Source organism: Vibrio sp. 1-2 (7-a) (assembly GCF_013048515.1).
Taxonomy (GTDB): Bacteria; Pseudomonadota; Gammaproteobacteria; order Enterobacterales; family Vibrionaceae; genus Vibrio; species Vibrio diabolicus.
This window is the reverse complement of the sequence record NZ_VHSQ01000001.1, coordinates 1,016,241-1,037,231: the sequence shown is the minus strand read 5'-3', so window position 1 is coordinate 1,037,231 and position 20,991 is coordinate 1,016,241. Positions and strand designations below refer to the sequence as shown.

At 44.1% G+C, this 20,991-nt stretch carries 18 protein-coding genes; 6 read left to right on the top strand and 12 right to left on the bottom strand.

Features of this window, described 5'->3' with window-relative positions:
• Positions 1–26 precede the first annotated feature (26 nt).
• On the bottom strand, positions 27–407 hold the full coding sequence (locus FKN08_RS04635) for a hypothetical protein (protein WP_249373353.1): 381 nt from the start codon (positions 405–407) through the stop codon (positions 27–29).
• Positions 400–1,197, bottom strand: a complete 798-nt coding sequence (locus FKN08_RS04630) for a hypothetical protein (RefSeq protein ID WP_053807419.1) — start codon at positions 1,195–1,197, stop codon at positions 400–402. Before FKN08_RS04630 ends, FKN08_RS04635 begins: the two co-directional genes overlap by 8 nt.
• A 401-nt stretch (positions 1,198–1,598) precedes the next feature.
• On the opposite strand from FKN08_RS04630, the gene potA reads away from it, so the two are divergent.
• The 5 genes from potA to FKN08_RS04605 all read left to right on the top strand — a co-directional run bounded on the left by potA (position 1,599) and on the right by FKN08_RS04605 (position 6,748).
• A complete protein-coding gene (potA, locus tag FKN08_RS04625; RefSeq protein WP_012841830.1) occupies positions 1,599–2,714 on the top strand; it encodes a spermidine/putrescine ABC transporter ATP-binding protein PotA in 1,116 nt (371 codons plus the stop codon).
• Positions 2,695–3,555, top strand: a complete 861-nt coding sequence (potB, locus tag FKN08_RS04620; RefSeq protein ID WP_139059772.1) for a spermidine/putrescine ABC transporter permease PotB — start codon at positions 2,695–2,697, stop codon at positions 3,553–3,555. The genes potA and potB overlap by 20 nt, the downstream gene beginning before the upstream one ends.
• Positions 3,555–4,325: a spermidine/putrescine ABC transporter permease PotC gene (gene potC, locus FKN08_RS04615; protein ID WP_005396472.1), complete on the top strand. Its 771-nt coding sequence runs from the start codon at positions 3,555–3,557 to the stop codon at positions 4,323–4,325. Before potB ends, potC begins: the two co-directional genes overlap by 1 nt.
• 106 nt (positions 4,326–4,431) lie before the next feature.
• Entirely contained in the window at positions 4,432–5,463 is a 1,032-nt protein-coding gene (locus FKN08_RS04610) for an extracellular solute-binding protein (protein WP_170891438.1), read from the top strand.
• A gap of 247 nt (positions 5,464–5,710) precedes the next feature.
• On the top strand, positions 5,711–6,748 hold the full coding sequence (locus tag FKN08_RS04605) for an extracellular solute-binding protein (RefSeq protein ID WP_139059773.1): 1,038 nt from the start codon (positions 5,711–5,713) through the stop codon (positions 6,746–6,748).
• A gap of 89 nt (positions 6,749–6,837) precedes the next feature.
• Here the strand turns inward: FKN08_RS04605 and cobB are convergent, their stop codons facing one another.
• Positions 6,838–7,569, bottom strand: coding sequence for a Sir2 family NAD+-dependent deacetylase (gene cobB / locus FKN08_RS04600; RefSeq protein ID WP_053807417.1), 732 nt, complete (start codon positions 7,567–7,569; stop codon positions 6,838–6,840).
• Positions 7,570–7,687: 118 nt separating this feature from the next.
• On the opposite strand from cobB, the gene FKN08_RS04595 reads away from it, so the two are divergent.
• Entirely contained in the window at positions 7,688–7,861 is a 174-nt protein-coding gene (locus tag FKN08_RS04595; RefSeq protein ID WP_012841833.1) for a hypothetical protein, read from the top strand.
• A 32-nt stretch (positions 7,862–7,893) separates the two neighbouring features.
• On the opposite strand, the gene FKN08_RS04590 is transcribed toward FKN08_RS04595, so the two are convergent.
• From FKN08_RS04590 to FKN08_RS04550, 9 genes are all read right to left on the bottom strand, one after another.
• Complete coding sequence (locus FKN08_RS04590) at positions 7,894–9,114, bottom strand: ammonium transporter (protein WP_104971692.1); 1,221 nt, start codon at positions 9,112–9,114, stop codon at positions 7,894–7,896.
• A 322-nt stretch (positions 9,115–9,436) separates the two neighbouring features.
• Positions 9,437–10,315 carry an immunity 49 family protein gene (locus FKN08_RS04585; RefSeq protein WP_139059796.1) on the bottom strand — a complete coding sequence of 293 codons (879 nt, stop codon included), beginning with the start codon at positions 10,313–10,315 and terminating at the stop codon, positions 9,437–9,439.
• Between the two features lie 2 nt (positions 10,316–10,317).
• Positions 10,318–14,709 carry an RHS repeat-associated core domain-containing protein gene (locus tag FKN08_RS04580; RefSeq protein ID WP_170891437.1) on the bottom strand — a complete coding sequence of 1,464 codons (4,392 nt, stop codon included), beginning with the start codon at positions 14,707–14,709 and terminating at the stop codon, positions 10,318–10,320.
• A gap of 423 nt (positions 14,710–15,132) precedes the next feature.
• Positions 15,133–15,549 carry a membrane protein gene (locus FKN08_RS04575; RefSeq protein WP_012841836.1) on the bottom strand — a complete coding sequence of 139 codons (417 nt, stop codon included), beginning with the start codon at positions 15,547–15,549 and terminating at the stop codon, positions 15,133–15,135.
• Positions 15,533–16,585: a formate dehydrogenase subunit gamma gene (locus FKN08_RS04570; protein WP_170891436.1), complete on the bottom strand. Its 1,053-nt coding sequence runs from the start codon at positions 16,583–16,585 to the stop codon at positions 15,533–15,535. The genes FKN08_RS04575 and FKN08_RS04570 overlap by 17 nt, the downstream gene beginning before the upstream one ends.
• Before the next feature lie 14 nt (positions 16,586–16,599).
• On the bottom strand, positions 16,600–17,208 hold the full coding sequence (fdh3B, locus tag FKN08_RS04565; RefSeq protein ID WP_005377536.1) for a formate dehydrogenase FDH3 subunit beta: 609 nt from the start codon (positions 17,206–17,208) through the stop codon (positions 16,600–16,602).
• A gap of 11 nt (positions 17,209–17,219) precedes the next feature.
• Positions 17,220–20,075: a formate dehydrogenase subunit alpha gene (locus tag FKN08_RS04560; protein WP_053807412.1), complete on the bottom strand. Its 2,856-nt coding sequence runs from the start codon at positions 20,073–20,075 to the stop codon at positions 17,220–17,222.
• 10 nt (positions 20,076–20,085) lie between these two features.
• Entirely contained in the window at positions 20,086–20,286 is a 201-nt protein-coding gene (locus FKN08_RS04555; protein ID WP_170891435.1) for a twin-arginine translocation signal domain-containing protein, read from the bottom strand.
• A 73-nt stretch (positions 20,287–20,359) separates the two neighbouring features.
• Positions 20,360–20,986, bottom strand: coding sequence for a molecular chaperone (locus FKN08_RS04550; protein WP_170891434.1), 627 nt, complete (start codon positions 20,984–20,986; stop codon positions 20,360–20,362).
• Between the last annotated feature and the right edge of the window lie 5 nt (positions 20,987–20,991).

Genomic DNA, 20,991 nt, shown 5'->3' with positions numbered 1-20,991 from the left:
ATATTTTTTCCTTTATAAATATAAGGTTACGCTCTTAGCGTACAATATATTCCGAATCGTCGTTTGACCCCTTCTTGCTCTTGAGTGATTTGTCCCACCTTTAAAGAAGTAAGAAACGCTCGTTCATGACGAATTCGTTGATTCTCAAGTGCTATTTTAGGCCTTAAGAAATCAAAAAACGCCGCTTTTTTCTCTTTGGTGTCTTTTATTGCGTTGAAGTCAGGGATATCACCAATGTGTGGCAAATGAGACAAATCGACATGCTTAATTGTCCCGGACAGCACATCAGGATTCTCAACATATTTAAACTGTTGCTCGTAGTGTAAATACGGTCCAATGGAAATGAAAGTGGCGGCTATACAGGTAGCCGCCACTCGTAAACTTATTGATTTTAAAGAATTAGGCATCAAACACCTGTGAGTTACCATCGTGATCATTGTCGTTTTTCTGTGTTGCAACGATTTTGAGCTTAATTCCAAACATTTCGCGGTAGAGTATGCCTTTCAAATGAAAGAAGAATGGCAACACAAAAATCAAGCCAATACCGTAGAACATCGCTGCGACAATAAACATCAACATCACGCCTAAGTAAAGCCCTGCGACAACAAAAATCTTCTTGTTAATAGCGCGAAGTGATAACAGTAGCGCCTGCATTGGTGGCACTCTTTTTTCACAAATCAACAAGATAGAGTGACTAAACGCTAAAGAAAGATACAGGGACAGTAGAGGGAAGATCATACCAACTACGCCTTGCAGCATTAGGCTCATCAGCGTTGCTAGGATCACGGGAATAGTAAACTGCAGCCCTTTACCTACATGGCGCAACTTAGTCTTTAAGCCCGCTATATGGCTCATCGCCATCAAGCTGATCCCTGCATAAATTGGGGCGCTGATCACCTCATAACTAAAGTTCGCGACATAAATAGAAGCCACAATATCGTTAGTGAATGATTCTGGATTCTCAAATGCATCAAGAATAACGGTCAGATCACCCAACTGCAGTTGTAACGCGATATAGAAAATACCTAACTGGACAAAAAGCAATACAATAATAGCAGGAGAAAAGGATAAAAAGTGCTGGATGGTTGCTCGCCAAGCCTCATTGAAAACAGCCCCAGCTTTAAGCTCGTAGTTGCCAGACAAAGCTCGCTCTACACTCCCCCCAAGATTGAAATCTTTCTCAAAATCGTCGTTCATAGTTTATCCAAGATTAACTTGTAAAATTTTCACTGGAATTCCAGTCAATTAATGTGGCCGTTATTATAAAGAAATCTTTCCACATCTAACATCACAACTCACGTACTATCCTTGCAATCTCAACTGTATGGTTGATAATTAACCACTCACAAGGTTATGAAATTGAAAACAATTATTGTACAGAGCTTAGTGCTATCAAACTGTGTTTAAATGCCAATTAATCTTATAAAAACAGTATGGTAAGGAATGATGACTTTTGCCTGCAAAATTTTTTCTGTTTCAAGATAAGAAAATGCTTTAATTTCACAATTTTGGTGATTATGATGCGCGCCTCAAAAGTGAATGGCTAGTGTCACATCAGCTGGGATTATCCCAGCTTGAACGTGGGGGAAATACAGACGTTGAACGCAAAACCGCAAGCAGGAAAGCCAGTTATTCGTTTATCTGGTATTAGTAAAAGTTTCGATGGTAAGGAAATCATCGGTAATTTAAATCTGGATGTTAATCATGGTGAGTTTCTGACGATTCTTGGGCCTTCTGGTTGTGGTAAAACGACAGTTTTACGAATGATCGCTGGTTTTGAAGCGGCGGATAACGGTCAAATCATTTTGGATGACCAAGATGTAACACAGGTTCCTGCTGAGCAGAGACACGTCAACACGGTATTTCAAAGTTACGCACTGTTTCCACACATGACCGTATATGAGAATGTCGCTTTTGGTCTTCGTATGCAAAAAACGCCTGCAGCAGAGATTGAACCAAGAGTAATGGAAGCATTACGTATGGTTCGTCTAGAAAAAATGGCACAGCGTAAACCGCACCAACTTTCTGGTGGCCAGCAACAGCGTATCGCAATTGCTCGTGCAGTTGTTAATAAACCAAAAGTACTTCTGCTCGATGAATCGCTATCGGCGCTGGACTACAAGTTGCGTAAACAAATGCAGATCGAGTTGAAGCAGCTTCAGCGTCAACTTGGTATTACCTTTATCTTTGTAACACACGACCAGGAAGAAGCCCTATCGATGTCAGACCGCATTATCGTGATGCGTGATGGCGTTATCGAACAAGATGGCTCTCCGCGTGAGATTTACGAAGAGCCTAAGAACCTGTTTGTTGCTCGCTTTATTGGTGAGATCAACGTATTCAATGCAACCATGCTAGAGCGCATCGATGACAAACGCATCCGCGCAGAAATTGAAGGTGTTGAATCCGTCGTTTACTACGATAAGGAAGCACAGAAAGGCGACAAACTACAAGTACTACTTCGCCCTGAAGACTTACGTATCGAAGAAATCAAAGAGTCTGAAGAAAAAGGCATTGTTGGTCACGTAACTGAGCGTACTTATAAAGGTATGACGTTAGATTCTGTTATCCAATTGGATTCAGGTATGCGTGTAATGGTAAGCGAATTCTTTAACGAAGATGATCCTGATGTGGACCACTCACTTGGCCAGAAAGTCGCTATCACTTGGGTTGAGAGCTGGGAGGTAGTACTCAATGATAAGCAAGAAGATTAATCTTCAGAACGCGATCATTGCCTTAATCGTAGGCTGGCTAACACTGTTTGTGTTGGTACCAAACGTGATGATTATTGGTACCAGTTTCTTAACGCGTGATGAAGCAAACTTAATCGAAATGACATTCACTTTCGACAACTACTTGCGTCTGCTGGACCCACTGTATGCGAAAGTGCTGATGCACTCGTTCTACATGGCAATTGTGGCAACGTTGTTGTGTTTAGTCATTGGATACCCGTTTGCTTATATCGTAGCGAAAATGCCTGAAAAATGGCGTCCGTTTATGCTGTTTTTGGTGATCGTACCATTTTGGACGAACTCTTTGATTCGAACTTACGGACTGAAGATTGTTCTCGGTACACAGGGCATTTTGAACAAGTCGCTGATGACAATGGAAATCATCGACAAGCCGTTGCGTATTATGTATACCGAAACGGCTGTAATGATTGGTCTTGTATACATCCTACTTCCTTTCATGATTCTGCCGCTTTACTCGGCAATCGAGAAGTTGGACAACACTTACATCGAGGCAGCAAAAGACCTCGGTGCGAACAAGCTCCAAACCATTACTAAAGTAATTCTACCTCTGACAATGCCTGGCATTATCGGTGGCTGTTTGTTGGTTCTACTACCTGCGCTGGGTATGTTCTACATCTCAGATCTTCTAGGCGGTGCGAAGAACCTACTGATTGGTAACGTAATTAAGAGTCAGGTATTGAACGCTCGTGATTGGCCATTTGGTGCTGCGACCAGTATCGCCCTCACCTTCGCAATGGCGGTCATGCTTTACGCTTACTACCGAGCAGGAAAATTATTGAATAAGAAAGTGGAGCTAGACTAATGGGACGCACAGTTAGATTTAGCTTTATGGCGTTGGTTTATGCATTTTTGTATCTGCCAATCGTTGTACTAATCGTAAACTCATTTAACGCCAATAAATTTGGTATGAAATGGGGTGGTTTCACCACGAAATGGTATGAAACCCTAGTCAACAACGACAGCCTAATGCAGGCTGCATGGCACTCATTGAACGTGGCGGTATTTTCTGCAACAGCGGCTACTATTATTGGGAGCTTAACAGCTGTTGCCCTATTCCGTTACTCGTTCAAAGGCAAAGGTGCTGTAAACGGCATGCTGTTTGTCGTAATGATGTCTCCAGATATTGTCATGGCGATTTCATTACTTGCTCTGTTCCTAGTATTAGGCGCACAGCTGGGCTTCTTTACTCTATTGATTGCCCACATCACCTTCTGTTTGCCATTTGTGGTGGTAACCGTATACAGCCGCTTAAATGGCTTCGATGTGAAGATGTTGGAAGCAGCAAAAGATCTTGGCGCAAGTGAATGGGTTATCTTAAAGCAGATCATCCTTCCTCTTGCAAAACCAGCAGTTGCGGCAGGCTGGCTGCTTAGCTTTACCCTGTCTCTGGACGACGTAATTATCAGTTCGTTCGTAACAGGTCCAACGTATGAAATCCTACCATTGAAAATTTACTCGATGGTTAAGGTGGGTATTTCACCGGAAGTGAATGCTCTTGCAACGGTCATGTTGGTAGTTTCTTTAATTCTTGTCGTAATTTCTCAGTTGCTCGCAAGAGAAAAAGTAAAGTAAAATCCACATCCGTTAACATCACGAAACAGAATGGTTACATGCCATTCTGTTTTTCTATCTACCGTCCAAAATGATTTGGACAACGTTTGGTTTGGAGCTAACGTCAATGAAAAAATGGGCTACTCTATTAGCTGGTAGTGCATGTGCGCTTTCTCTGTTCTCAGGTTCAGCGGCAGCGGACGATAAAGAATTGGTATTTATGAACTGGGGGCCTTACATCAACAGTAATATCCTAGAGCAATTTACCAAAGAAACTGGTATCAAAGTGATCTACTCGACTTACGAGTCGAATGAAACTTTGTACGCAAAGCTAAAAACTCATAATCAAGGTTATGATCTAGTGGTACCTTCAACGTACTTTGTAGCAAAAATGCGCGATGAAGGTATGCTACAAAAGATCGATAAGACTAAGCTGAAAAACTTCGGCAACCTAGATAAGAACTATCTAGACAAGCCTTACGATCCAAATAACGACTACTCTATTCCACACGTTGTTGCGATTACAGGTCTAGCGGTTAACGCAGATATGTACGATCCAAACGACTTCCAAAGCTGGGCAGATCTATGGAAGCCTGAGCTTGAAGGTCAAGTAATGCTGATGGACGACACTCGTGAAGTCTTCCACATCGCTCTGCGTAAACTCGGCTATTCAGGTAACTCAAAAGACCCTAAACAAATCGATGAAGCGTACGCTGAGCTACAAAAGTTGATGCCAAACGTTCTAGTTTTCAACTCTGACAACCCAGGCGCACCTTACATGTCTGGTGAAGTGGGCGTTGGTATGCTTTGGAACGGCAGCGCTGCAGCAGCTCAAAATGAAGGCCTAAACCTTAAACTCGTATTTCCTAAAGAAGGCGGTATCGGTTGGGTTGATAACTTCGCTATCTCTTCCGGTGCGAAGAACGTAGAATCAGCTCACAAGATGATCGACTTCCTACTACGTCCAGAAATCGCAGAGCAAATCTCTCGTGATACTGGTTACTTAACAGCGGTAGAGGAATCGAACGCTAAGTTTAAAGATGTTGCACCGCTATTTCCTTCTCAAGAAGATCTTGATCGAGTGGAATGGCAAGATGCGGTTGGTGATCTAACCGTTAAGTACGAAGATTACTTCCTAAAGCTGAAAGCGGGACAGTAATCGAGCTTGTGTAACAAGTCATCGACTAAAAGAAAATAGGCAGCAATACGCTGCCTATTTTTGTAATTGACTGATATAATTATGCGTTGCTAGGTTTATCTGGCTCGATGTCTAGTTTTATCTTCTCACAAAGCGGAGATACAGCCCTCGAGCTAAATAAACAGATTTGTGCTTACTGCGATTTGGATCAACTTGATAACTCCAGCTAGTATTGACTTGTCCAATCGCGAAACAAAACGGAAAACAAATGAAAAGTAAATTCTACGCAAGCGCTCTATGTGCAGCGACGCTCATCGCTACCCCTGCAATAGCTGCTGATCAAGAACTGTATTTCTATAACTGGTCGGAATACATTCCAAACGAAGTTCTTGAAGACTTTACAAAAGAAACTGGAATCAAAGTTATTTACTCTACATATGAATCTAACGAGAGTATGTACGCAAAACTTAAAACCCAAGGTTCTGGTTACGACTTGGTAGTACCGTCTACCTATTTCGTCTCTAAAATGCGTAAAGAAAGCATGCTGCAACAGATCGACAAAGAGAAATTGTCTCATTTTGCCGATCTTGATACTAACTTCCTTAACAAACCGTTCGATCCGAACAACAATTACTCTATCCCTTACATTTGGGGTGCGACTGGTATTGGTATCAATGCTGACATGCTAGACAAATCATCTGTTACTAAGTGGGATGATTTTTGGGATAGCAAGTGGGAAGGTCAACTAATGTTGATGGATGATTCTCGCGAAGTATTCCACATTGCATTGACTAAGCTTGGTTACTCACCAAACACGACTAACCCAGAAGAAATCAAAGCCGCTTACGAAGAACTGAAAAAGCTAATGCCAAACGTATTAGTATTTAACTCAGACTTTCCTGCAAACCCTTACCTAGCGGGTGAAGTTTCACTTGGTATGCTTTGGAATGGTTCTGCTTACATGGCTCGTCAAGAAGGCGCGAACATCGACATCATCTGGCCAGAAAAAGGAACGATCTTCTGGATGGACAGCCTGGCAATTCCAGCTGGCGCGAAGAACGTTGATGCGGCTCATAAGATGATTGACTTCTTACTGCGCCCAGAAAACGCAGCTAAGATCGCACTAGAGATTGGTTACCCTACTCCAGTGAAAACGGCACACGAACTGCTACCGAAAGAATTTGCTAACGATCCAAGCATCTTCCCACCACAAGAAGTGATGGACAGCGGTACTTGGCAAGATGAAGTTGGCGAAGCGAGCGTAATGTACGATGAGTACTTCCAAAAGCTAAAAGTGAACAACTAATTCGTTAGTTTTAAAGATATGAAAAGCGGCTCATGAGCCGCTTTTTTTGTTCTTAATGACAAGACAAAAACTCTCCTCTGTGAGAATTATTACGCTCTTTCTTTTCCTTCTAGAGCCAGTATCTCGTCAACTAATTTTGGAACCTCGACGCTTGCTTTTCCGTAGCGTTTTTCCTCAAATTCACTTTCTACCGCACTAGGCTCGAGGTTAATTTCGATGGTGTGCGCGCCATGCATTTTTGCATCATGAACAAAACCTGCTGCGGGATATACGACGCCAGATGTCCCGATAGAAATAAATAAATCTGCTTCTTCTAATGCTGCGTAGATATCCCCCATTCGTAGTGGCATTTCACCAAACCAAACAATATGTGGTCGCATTTGTGAAGGGATCTGACAGCAGTGACAAAGCTCACCAGTCTTAATGTCCTCACTATGTTCTATAACTTGGTTTGATTCACTGCACCTCGCTTTTAAAAGCTCACCGTGCATGTGAATGACGTTATGGCTGCCGCCTCTTTCGTGAAGGTTGTCTATATTTTGAGTGATGACGGTCACTTTACCTTCTAACTCAGCTTCTAGACGACCCAATGCTTCATGCGCTGCATTAGGCTGTATAGCATTGTCTTGAAGTTTCTTGCGGCGTTGGTTGTAAAAATCTTGAACAAGGTCCGGATCGCGAGCAAACCCTTCAGGTGTTGCTACATCTTCAATACGGTGATTCTCCCAAAGGCCATCTTGCGCACGAAATGTTTGAATACCAGATTCGGCCGAGATACCTGCACCAGTAAGTACTACAATATTTCTATAAGGGAAATTCATAACTCATCCTTGCTGTTTTTTCATTAGCTTAACACTGAAAGAATAGCAACAGTAGTAATATGGATTAGACCATGGTCGTAATGGTCACTATTAGAATTACAATTTAAGAGGAACAGCAATGAGACAAGTATCTCTAGCGCTTATATTACTTACGACTTTAGCAGGTTGCCAACTAACCAATGTTGAAGGCGAAGTGGACGACGTAAAAGTAAGAGTCAGCACCAATGACGATAACCATCGTGGTAATGGAGATTTCTGTCCACCTGGCCAAGCAAAAAAAGGCAATTGCTAAAAGAGCGGCTTTACGCCGCTCCCACATTGGCCTCAATCCTCGTTGGTAGAAGATATTTTATGAATGGCTAGGTCAGCGCCATTGAACTCGTCTTCTTCCGAAAGCCTTAGTCCCATACTGGCATTGATCGCGCCGTAGACTGCAAAAGCCCCAAGCACTGCGATGGAAAGGCCCAAAAGCGTTCCTAGAAGCTGAACGATAATGCTCACGCCACCTAGCCCACCCAATGCGCTTTGACCAAAAATCCCAGCGGCAATACCACCCCAAGCGCCACATAAACCGTGTAAAGGCCAGACACCCAACACATCATCAATCTTGGTTTTGTTTTGTAGGTAGGTAAAAAGATAAACAAATAGCACGCCAGCAATCGCACCTGTCACTAAAGCACCGATAGGATGCATTAAGTCTGAACCCGCACATACAGCAACCAAGCCAGCCAGTGGGCCATTATGAATAAAGCCGGGATCATTCTTACCAGCCAACAATGACGCGACAATGCCTCCGACCATTGCCATCAATGAGTTCATAGCCACCAAGCCACTTATGCCTGACACGGTTTGAGCTGACATGACGTTGAAGCCAAACCACCCCACACATAAGATCCAAGCTCCCAAAGCCAAAAACGGAATATTCGAAGGTGCAAAGTTGGTATGCTTTCCTGCTCGAACTCTGCCTTTTCTCATGCCCAAAAACACAACGGCAACCAGCGCTATCCAGCCGCCAACACCATGTACAACGACTGAACCTGCAAAATCGTGGAAGCCATAACCAAAGGTATTTTCAAACCAAGCTTGAACGCCAAAGTTTCCGTTCCAGATCATTCCCTCAAATAACGGGTATACGATGCCGACAGTGAAAAATGTTGCGATTAGAATCGGATAAAAACGAGCTCGCTCTGCGATACCACCAGAAACAATAGCAGGAATCGCTGCAGCGAAGGTCAGCAAGAAAAAGAACTTCACCAACTCGTAACCATTGCCTTGAGATAATGTCTCTGCATCAGCAAAGAAGGTGCCGCCATAAGCGACCCAGTATCCAATGAAAAAATACGCAATGGCGGAAATACCGAAATCGGCCAAGATTTTAACTAAAGCATTAACTTGGTTCTTTTGGCGCACGGTTCCTACTTCAAGAAAAGCAAAACCAGCATGCATCAAAAAAACCATGATTGCGCCAAGTAGTAAGAAAAGTGTGTCGGAACTTTGCGTGAGAGTTTGTACAGCGCCGTGTACCTGATTGGCAGTTACACTCATTATGATTGTCTCCGTTGATCTGTAGCGCACTTATCCTGTGCATCAAAGTTAGGCTCATCACCAATTTGGTGAACTTAGTTTATAGAGCGTCTAACAGAGCAATTCTCATTCCATAATTTACATTTCTAACACTTACACTTTAATTTATTGTTTTGTATGAACTTTAATAAAATTATGCATTCTTGAAATGGTGCTTAACACGCTAATAAATGCACCAATATGGTTTTAGTGCACCAACATAATGCGTACTATATAACTCAACAAAACGTAAAAGCCACCTCATGAGAGGTGGCTTATATACTGAATTGCTAACTAAAGGAGTTTATCGAGTGAACTTCCCTGCTTTTACGCCCTCTAACCAGCGCCCCTCGACGAGATAAGGAGGAAGCCAACCGGTTTCAATAGATAAACGGTTGCCTTTGTCGTACCACATACAAGCCATGCCAAGCAGAGGGAAGTTAATAAAAGTTCGGATGCCTATCCTATCTGGTCCTAATTCTCTAAGATGATATTTCTCTTGAAACTGTAGGTTTTTAACGAGCACTTCCTCAAAATTATAACCAATGTTAGTAGTGAGCGCTGCGAAGGTTTCTAGAATCCCCATCGCAATTTCCAACGCCCAGTTATCCCCTTGAGCTACCGCTGCGTCCATTGCTGCAACCAGCTTATCAGGATAATCCGATGTGCGGTTGTGGAACGACTGAATGACGTCTACTAGCATATAAGACAGCTCACCTGCTTTGGTAGAGCTCTGTCTCATCAAAGAAATCGGAAAGTTCGCCAATACGTCCATGCTAGGTTTATCACGCACAATCACCGAAGTAAAATAAGCATCTAGCCACATTGAAGGACAAATGAAGCCCATATCTAAGATACCTTCACCATCCCATGTTACTTCTGGACAATCGGGTAAATTTAAACGTTGAGGCTCATTTGGATTCAGCACTAACTGATGATAAAAAGATCTCATCACAGATGCTTCGTAGAGACAAAGAGTTCCGACTTGCTCATTTGGTATGGATTGAGGTAACCATGTATACCACCTTACTATCTCTTCATAGGAACCGACCATATCCACAAGGTTTTCTCTTCTAATCAAGAGTCTTCGTTTTCTTTTATCTAAATCATCGTTTATCTCTTCCACCAATTCTAATTCATGTTCCTGATTTAATTTAGGGTTAGCCTTTCGCTCAATTTGCATAATCACGTTGCAAGACCTCGCTTCAATTTTCCTTGGTTAATTGAGAACTCCTTGACACGCACTTTATCAACCTTTTTGTTGATTGGAGTTTGCGCATGTAAATATCTGATCGGGATACCATCGTACATTGCTTTTTTAATTTGATTTCCTGCTCGTCTTTCCGTCGTCCCCATTGCATTTTCTTGCATTAACTTTGTTATTGCTGCCGCATACTCAGTTGTCCCTTGTTGATATGCTTCGTTTCCTATTTTTCTGCTACCGAGCGAACTGCTGCCACCTTTAGCCTCAACAATTATAATTTCACCAGGTGGTGGCTCTTCCACCTTGTAAACCATATCAAAGTCGCCCGGCTTCGAAATTGAAGTTCCAATATCTTTGGGATGAATTAGCTTAGCATTAGGACATTTACTCCGAACAAAATCATCCGCCGCCAATTCACCAATTTTTGCCGATTGTTTATTGATTTTACCTATTTGCGCGTTATATCCATCTTGACCAGTCCGAGCGTCCATTGCCTTTTGACGTTCCACTAAACACTCTTCAATCTTCTCTTTACACTCTTCAGAGAGTTTGTATTTATCATTATCGTTGAATTTTGAGTTCTCTTTGTAATCCGCTTCATTAAGCACTAGCTCCTCGGTTAAGATAGTACAACTTTCATCTCCACCGACTTTCTCTGAGTCAAAAACATGCGCATTGACAAACTCCTCAATCCCAACAACATACTGCACTTCGTGCCTGCTGCCATCTGAATGATTGATATGACGATAAAAAGTAATTTCATTTTTCTCGCAATCAATATGGTCTAAATCGTATTCATATCGAATATGATTTTTACCTTTGGGTTTGCGGATTTTGACTTGCGAGCGAACGCCATCTTCTCCGACGGATGACTCTTTTGCAGCTTCTAAAATCTGATCGCAAACCTCTTGGGGAACATCGCTTTGCGCCTGATACTCAGCCAGCATTTGCTGCAAGCGTTTTAGCCCTTCTTCACATAGGAAACCTGTTGGGTCAATCCATTGGATAGGGTTGACTGCATATTGGTAATGATTAATACCACCAGCAATAGATATCGGATCTTGTTGGATAAAACGTCCTAGCTTAGGGTCGTAATACCGAGCGAGGTTGTAGTGTAAGTTGGTTTCTTGATCGAAATACTGTCCTTGAAAACGCAATGGATTTACTACTTTTTCAATATGTACATGAGCAAAGCCGTGAGCATCGTAGCTGGCACCCCATACAACATTCCCTTCGCAATCGATCAGTCGCTCTGGTTTACCAACTTGATCGCACTGGTACCAATAAATAACGTCATTCTCTAACAGTGCCACTGGCGTGTAGGTTTCTGGTTGATATAGGTACCAACGGAAAGCACCTGAAGAACGTTCACCAATTAAACGTTCACCTTCCCACAGGAACTCTGTAACGCCTTGTTGTGTAATTTTCTTCGTTCTGCGCCCTAATGCATCATATTCATATTGACTGATACCATCGTCGGTGTGAACTTCAATGAGCTGATTTAACGCATCAAATACGCGAGTCTGAACGTGTCCTTGCCCTTCACGTTTTGTCTGATTTCCTTGCGCGTCATATTTGAACCGGACATCATCGTGTACTTCAATACGATCAGCGAATACCTCTGAAGATGGCAAAGTAGGATTGCCAAAACTATCGTATTCAAACTTAATCACTTCTCCGGAAGCATTGACTCGTTTCAGTTGCCCTAAGGTATCGTACTGATAGTGCGTTGCTCCTGCCGTATTATCAATGATTGATGAAATACGGTTTTGCGCATTGTAAACGTACTTTTTCTCTCTATCCGGCCAATGTTGTTCAACCAAACGACCAACACCATCATAAATGATGCGCTCATTAAAATGTGCCGTTTCAATTTGGGAAACTCGTCCCATTTCATCGTAATGAAATTTGATTTGAGGTAAATCTAGGTTTCCAAACCGAATCGCTGAAAAACGCCCATATCGATCGTAAGAGAAGTTCAGCTCCGTATTATCTGGCAGTACCTGAGATACGCGTTGGCCAACTCTGTTAAACTCCTGCGCTATCTCAAACTGACCTTGAATGCGCTTTGTTAAATGCCCGAATGAAGAGTATTGGTATTGCAATGTTTGATGGCGATTGGATGCGAAAGTAAGTCGCCCACCAAACGTATAATTGAAGTGGTTCTCTACAATACTGCTACCATTTCCTGCTTTGACGTGCTTGAGATAACCCGCAGCGTCATAGCGGTACAGCACGGTCCTATCGGCGACTTGCTTACGATGGATCCGCCCCATATCGTCATAATCAAATTGGCTTTGTAGATTATCAAACCCAACAGTTCCTGATAGCTGGCCTTCATCGTCATACAGGAATTCGAATTCTAAGCCGTCACTCCGAACTAATTTAGTCAGGTTACGTTGTTTATCGTATTCATAAGAAATATGGCTGCCATCGGGGAAGATGACTGCTTCTTGTTGCGCGAGTGCTCCCCACTGATACGAGGTAATGCCTGCTGGCGTTCGAATCTGAGCAACACGGCTGTGCTCATCGTAAGAATATTCTTCGCTATAACCGACTTTGTCTTCGTCGTTAAAATAACGAACTGATGTACGCCTGCCAAATTGATCATAAGCGAGTTGAGCAATACACCCATCGGGATAAGCGACGCCATTCACCAGATCTTCTTCGTTGTAGCTGTAACGAAGTAATGTACCGTCTATTTCATTCGCGATAAGTCTTTGTTGTTCATCCCACCACCACTGACTTTTCTTACCATCTTCAGACTCTTTTTTGACGACTTGACCGTGTTTATCGTAATCATATTCCGTGACACAGCCGAACTGATCGGTATCCCAAACTCTTTGACCGAGGCTATTATAGTAAGCCTTCTCGATATCCCCGTCAGGTGAAACCGTTTTAACTAACTTACCTAAGCCGTCATAACCATATTGAACTTCTTTGCCAGAGGAATGAAACTTAGAAACTAATTGACCATGCTGATTATATTGATAATTGACCGTTGACTGATCAGGATAGATAGCTTGTGCTTTTCGTCCTAATTCATCATATTGCCATCGCCAAGTTTTACCTGTGGGGCTTATTTTCTCGAGTAAGTTACCCTGCTCGTCATGCAAGAAAGACCATTGATGATCTAACGAGTCAGAATAAGAAGAATGATTTCCCTGATAATGGAAGCGATAGTCATAAATTCCTGCGTCCCCAACGTTCCTGATGCATTTCGCGTTAGCACCTTCGCCATCCCATTCAAAATAATGAGTAAAGCCAGTTGGTCGTACACGCTTAACAATTAAATGACCGCTATATTGATATTGTTCCTTTAAGCCCAAATGATTAGTTGCACTGACCAAATCATCGTGCTCATCATAGGTATAAGTTGTCAGAACTTTTTGGGACTTTGCATTAAGCAGTTCTACAAGGCGTCCTTGCTTATCATATTGACATTCAAGAACCGGACGCTTGTTATATGCGATCTCGATCAATCGATGGTTTCGAGAATACTGCAATTGAAACGTTGAAAACGTGCCATTTCTAACTTGTTTAACAAGCCAACGATCATCTTTTTGCTCAAACCGATATTGATGCCCACTAGCGAGCGTTACAATCCGAGTTGTTGAGCTCAGGAAATAACAGCTCGCACCAGCGTATATTTGATAACTTGTTGCTCCAATATCTACTGGCTCAAATTCTGTGATATCGGCCTTATCGTCAACAAACTCCCAAGCGATAACATTATCTTTCTCGTCCGTCTTTTCGCGTAATTCAAACTGAAATGCATGTCGCCAACCAAAGCCCATTCCATGATTTACATCCGACTGCGAAGAGCGATAAGTACGCTGCCAAGTAGTGCCTTGTTGCAGCTCGATATCATAGAGTTCGAGAATTTCTTCACCCGTAACAAGTGATACAGGGTCACCGGCTTTTTCATGTTTTTCGCTACTTTGTTGCTGAGGCTTAGCAGATGCGGCACTTCTTCCACTCTTTTTATTCGACCTCCCCTTTCCCTTCGACGGCTTTGTATTGACGGTACTACGAGTCGGTGGAGGCGTAACCGCAGAGGAGAGTGCGTAGTTTTCTCCAGTTGGCAAAATTCGAGCGACATGCAAGTCACCGTTCACCAAAGCATTGGCAAACGTTGAATTATAGTGTTGGGAAGTAAGCTCACCGTCAGGTATGTTTGGCTTGAATTGACCAATCAAATAGAACAAGTCTTCGACAGAGCGAAGGTCAAGCTCACCAAAGCTCTCAAGAAACTCTATTGCCTCTTGTTTGGTCACGAATGTTTTAGGTTCGCCGCTAGTAAGTAACTGACCAGAGAAGTGATAACTTTCGCCAAAGCGATTCGTGATAGGAATGACGAATTGAGGGATCATAGCCGTAACGTGTTTGTCCTTTTCTTACCTTGCCGCATCATTTAATGCTCGTTTCGCTCTTTTTATTTGTGAGAGCAAGATGCCTTAATCAAACATCCTCCGATAGAGATTCCTCTGTATGCGTAGACTGAATGTATTGATGGCAATTTTCACGTATGCAACTCTTTGAATTTCTGAGCGCAGCGTACTTTAACGGGACGATGAATCCTGAGTAAATGAACAATAGCGTGAGTGAGACTAATGTCTCATCGCGACGCGATTTTTTTACATGTTTCTTACTTAACTATGATTTTCTGCCCAGTTACGTAAATTCACTCAATAAGTTGCATCAAGTATCACCTGTGGGACTCAGCGCTTCATATTTGAGACATGACAGCAACAAAAAAACCGCCTATTACGGCGGTTTTGCTTAAAGAATACTGATTAAAGGTTTGGACCTGTCGATGGTCTGTGTGGTTGGTTATTGCGCAGTTGCTGCATCCCTTGAAACATTCGCATAAACCACACCAAGATGGCTAATGCAGCAAACACCATCCCTACCCAAGGAATAAAGTAAGCGATGGTTTCAAGCAAAGTACTATGCAACCAATAATCACTCACGCCAACGAGTACACCATTAGAAGTCGCGACGGTGACGATCAACACAACAAAAAACGTCAGGTAGAGAAAGAAGGTACGAATTAAACCGTAGTAATGAGAAATCACTACGTCGCTGTCTTCTCCCTTATCTAATCGGTAACCAGCATAGATAATTGCGATAACGCCTGAGATCAGAAACGTAAACGGAGTCAGACAGCTCAGGATGTACGCAACCCAAATCCCGTTATGAGGTTTGTTCATTCGCTTTCGCTCCTTTTGCTTCCGTTTGTGCCGTATCTGTTTCGCCCATCGCTTCTTTGGGTTTCACTTCTTCATACCAAAGATCGTGATGCTCTTTCGCCCATGTTTCATCAACTTCACCTGTCACCATGCCTTCTAGCGCACCTTCCATACCGAATAGACCAATATAGATGTGGAAGATAAAGCCACAGATTAGAATCAGTGCCGAAATCGCGTGAACTAAGTTAGAAAGCTCCATGTCACGGCGAGTTTGGCCAAAGATAGGAAAATCTAGAACTAAGCCACTCACTGCCGCGATAGCACCAAAGAAGATCAATAACCAATAGATTGCCTTCTCGCCACCGTTTGAGAAACCAGCTGACGGATGTGTGCCTTTGTGTTTACCAACCATACCGCCCATTTTCATGAACCAACGAACATCAGTCATGTTTGGAATCGACTTGCGCCACCATTTAAAGAGCACGAGCATCAGCAAAATGAAGAACAATGGTCCCATGTAATTGTGGTACTGCTTCGCCAACATGACGATAAAGCCCCAGAACTCAGTAGGAACGTACGGTTTTAAGAAGTGCTTACCGTAAACCAGCATCAAACCACTGAATGCCAACGTTAAGAATGTAAACGCCATACTCCAGTGAAGCGCGCGGTCTAAACGAGACCAACGTTTCATCTTTCTGCCAGTACGCGGCTTGCTAAGCATTAAAGGGCCAACGAGTACGTAAGCCATGATTACCATTGCAATACTGCCGAAAATCGCGACAGCACCCGCAGGAGACATCCATTTCTCTTTTAGAATGTACCAAGTCTCACCAGGTTTACTGATCAATACGCCATGTTCTGGCGATTGAGACGTGGTGTAGCCTTCTTGCCCCTCTCTGACCTCGCGCCAATAGTCTGCCCCGGCGAGTTGCGTGATCTCCTGTTGAATAACTTTAGAAGATTGTTCCTCTGCTGAAGCAGGCATTGCGAAAGTCAGCAGCAATGCCGTCATCATTGACAGCATTGCTAGAGACGCACGTTTAAGCGTGTTTAACATGTGCCTCTCCTTACTTAGCTTTTCGTCGCATCGTAAGAAAGATCGTTTCCGTCTGTCCAACCTGCGTTTTTCGCGCCGCGTTCTACCACACGTTGACGGAAAATGTCAGAGACTTTCTCTGCGTCACCCGCCAGCAGCGCTTTGGTTGAACAAAGCGATGCACACATCGGTAACTTGCCTTCTGCGATACGGTTCGCACCGTATTTTTGACGTTCTTCCTCAGAGCCTGGCTCTGTTTCTGGGCCGCCCGCGCAGAAAGTACATTTATCCATTTTGCCACGTTCGCCAAACGCTTCTTGTTTAGGGAACTGAGGTGCGCCAAACGGACAAGCAAACAAACAGTAACCACAACCGATACACAGATCTTTATTGTGAAGAACGATGCCGTCTTCGGTATGTTCGAAACAGTCTGCTGGACAAACTGCCATACAAGGCGCATCGGTACAGTGCATACAAGCAACAGAGATGGAGTTTTCACCGGCTTCACCATCGTTTAGTGTTACCACGCGGCGACGTTGAATGCCCCATTCAAGCGCATCGTCGTTTTCGTTCTTACATGCAGTAACACAGCCGTTACACTCGATACAGCGCTTGGTGTCACATAGAAATTTCATTCGTGCCATTGTCAGACTCCTTACGCTTTACGAATGTTACATAGGGTTACTTTGGTTTCCTGCATCAAGGTAACCGGGTCGTAACCGTAAGTGGTTGCCGTGTTGGCCGATTCGCCAACAACGTAAGGCTGTGTACCTTCTGGGTATTTAGGACGTAGGTCTTCACCTTCGAACTTACCGCCAAAGTGGAACGGAATGAACGCCAAGCCAGGTTTCACACGGCGTGTTACCATCGCTTTCACCTTGATTCTTCCCTTCTCTGCACCTTCAACCCAAACATCATCACCATCTCTAAAGCCAAGATCGTTCGCGTCTTTCGGGTTCACTTCAACAAACATTTCTTGTTGAAGCTCGGCAAGCCAAGGGTTTGAACGCGTCTCTTCACCGCCACCTTCGTATTCAACCAGACGACCAGAAGTCAGAACGATTGGGTACTCGCCAGATTTGTCTTGCTCTTGAATGGATTTATACAACGTAGGAACACGGAAGATCGCATCTTTGTCGTCCCAAGTTGGGTAGTCCGTTACAAGGTCACGACGTGGTGTGTATAGTGGTTCACGATGCAGCGGTACGCGGTCTGGGAACGTCCAAACAATCGCACGCGCCTTCGCGTTACCAAATGGAATACAACCGTGCTTGATCGCGACACGCTGAATACCGCCAGAAAGGTCAGTCTTCCAGTTTTTACCCTCTGCTGCCGCTTTCTCTTCAGCAGTTAGATCGTCCCACCAACCAAGTTGTTTCAATAACTTGTCAGTGAACTCTGGGTAACCATCTTTGATTTCACAGCCTTTCGAGTAGCTGTCTTCTGCAAGAAGGCTCTTGCCTTCGAATTCCACACCAAAGCGCGTACGGAAGTTACCGCCACCTTCTGCAACCGTCTTAGACGTATCGTACAGAATGTGTGTACCTGGGTGTTTCATTTCCGGTGTACCCCAACATGGCCAAGGTAGACCGTAGGTTTCACCGTTGACAGGGCCACCTTCCGCTTCCAACGTGGTTTTGTGGAACGTATGCCAGTTTTGTTGGTGCGCTTTCAAACGCTCTGGGCTTTGGCCTGTGTAACCAATCGTCCACATACCTTTGTTGAATTCACGCGTTAGGTCTTCAATCACCGGCTGGTTGTTTTCAACACGGATGTTTTTGAACAGAAGATCTGAATAACCCAGTTTCTTCGAAAGCAGGTACATGATTTCGTGGTCTGGTTTTGATTCGAACAAAGGTTCAATCACCTGATCACGCCATTGTAGAGAGCGGTTAGAAGCGGTAACACTGCCGTATGTTTCAAACTGCGTTGTTGCAGGAAGCAGGTAAACGCCGTCGGTACGGTCGTTCATTACCGCAGCAACAGTTGGGTATGGGTCCACAATCACCATCATGTCCAGCTTCTGCATCGCTTTTTTCATCTCAACACCACGTGTTTGAGAGTTCACTGCGTGTCCCCAGTAGAACATTGCACGGATGTTTTCGCGTTGACGAATGTTGTCTTTGTTTTCCAGTACGCCATCGACCCAACGAGATACTGGGATACCTGCACTGTGCATTGGTTTTTGACCACCGTAAGCGTTGTCATCGAAACGACCTTTGATCCATTCGTAATCGATTTCCCACACTTTTGACCAATGACGCCAAGCGCCTTCAGAAAGGCCGTAGTAGCCCGGTAGCGTGTCAGAAAGTACGCCAAGGTCGGTTGCGCCTTGTACGTTATCGTGACCACGGAAGATGTTTGCGCCACCGCCTGATTTACCAATGTTACCAAGCGCTAGCTCAAGCACACAGTAAGCACGTGTGTTGTTGTTACCAGTAGTATGCTGAGTACCACCCATACACCAAACGATACAGCCTGGGCGATTTTCAGAAAGCAGTTTTGCTGTTTGGTAAACGTCTTCTTCGCTTACGCCTGTTACACGCTCAACTTCTGCTGGCGTCCACTTCGCTACTTCAGCACGGATTTCATCCATACCGAATACACGTTGACGGATGAACTCTTTATCTTCCCATTGGTTTTCGAAGATGTGCCACAACACACCCCAAATGAATGCTACGTCAGAACCAGGACGAAGTGATACATAGTGATCCGATTTTGCTGCCGTACGTGTACGACGAGGATCCGCTACGACGATCTTACAGTTGTTCTTCTCTTTCGCGATCAGAATGTGCTGCATCGCTACTGGGTGTGCTTCAGCTGGGTTTGAACCAATGAACAGCATCGACTTACAGTTGTGCATGTCATTGAAAGAGTTGGTCATCGCACCGTAACCCCAAGTGTTCGCTACACCCGCCACGGTTGTTGAGTGACAAATACGCGCTTGGTGGTCAACGTTGTTAGTGCCCCAAAGTGATGCCATTTTGCGGAACAAGTACGCTTGTTCGTTGCTGTGCTTTGCGCTTCCCAAGAAGTAAACCGAATCAGGGCCAGACTCTTTGCGGATGTCCATCACCTTGTTACCGATTTCTTCGATCGCTTGATCCCAAGAAAGCTTTTTCCACTTACCGTTTTCAAGCTTCATTGGGTATTTAAGACGGCGCTCACCGTGGCCATGTTCACGCAGTGCGGCGCCTTTTGCACAGTGACCACCGGCGTTAAATGGGTGGTCGAATGCAGGCTCTTGACCCGTCCAAACACCATTTTGAACTTCTGCGTAAATACCACAACCCACTGAACAGTGAGAACAGATAGTACGTTTTACTTCTGTTTTCGCTTCTGGATCGACTGATTTTGCTTGCGCTTTCTTCATCATTCCCGGTGCAAATAGACTAGCACCAACCACTGCGCCACCGGCGGCAAGCGAAGTGTTTTTCATGAATGCACGACGAGATACGCCAAGCTGGTTCGTTTCTTTGCTCACACTGTCGGAGCGTTTGACAAGTTTCATCCGTTATCTCCTAAAGTGTGTCGTAGTAATCGCGAATGTGTTGAGTTTCACGATACCCTTTCTTCTTCACGTCTTTCTCAGAAGGCTCAACCGTTTCTGAAGCAACGGCCACTTTCGTGGTTCCCGCAACAACAGCACTAGCAACGGCAGCGGTTGTGAAGCCTTTTAGGAGATCCCTACGGCTTGTGTTTATTTCTTTATTATCTTTCATCATTGCTTCCTTACCTTACGGTAGATCTTTGGAGACTCATGCCTCTCTATCGATATGACCAAGTACTGCTCGATTACTCGTAATCAGTGACGTTTTTCACATCAATTTTTAATTTGCTCTTACTGCTTTTGGTGTTCACGCTAAAGCGCACTTGCTCTAACGTTAAAAATGCATCGCAAAGCTGCGCAGCTGGCTTGTAGAAGTTCACGCTTTCTGCGTTCTCTAGTTGGCGCGTAAAAGATTGGAACCAAGGGGCGATGTGTTTGTTAAACACCGCTTGTTGAAGTTCTTCCTCTTCACCCGTCAGCATTGCCATCACTTCGCACAGTGCAGAAATATGGTCTTCAGGCTCTTTCACGTTCTCTTCTCGTTCGATGCCTAAAAGTTCCAAATCGCGACGAATTTCCGCTAACGGTTTTTCCATCATCGAGCCCATACGATGCCAAGACCCGAATGGCACAACTTCACCACGTCCAATGCCAATAAACAGATCTTGATATTCTTCTTCTAACGCTTCTCGCTGCGCTTCGTTCGCGGCTTGTTGCAGTGCGAGCCAAGCTTTTTGCATCGCGCTCTCAGACGGTTCAATTTCTAGCGATTTCAAGAACGCCAGCATTTCATCACTTGGCGCACTACGAAAAAGTGCGGATAGAACGAGATAAATGTCTGTTCTCAGTGTTTGTTCTTGTTGTGTATCCACTGCGA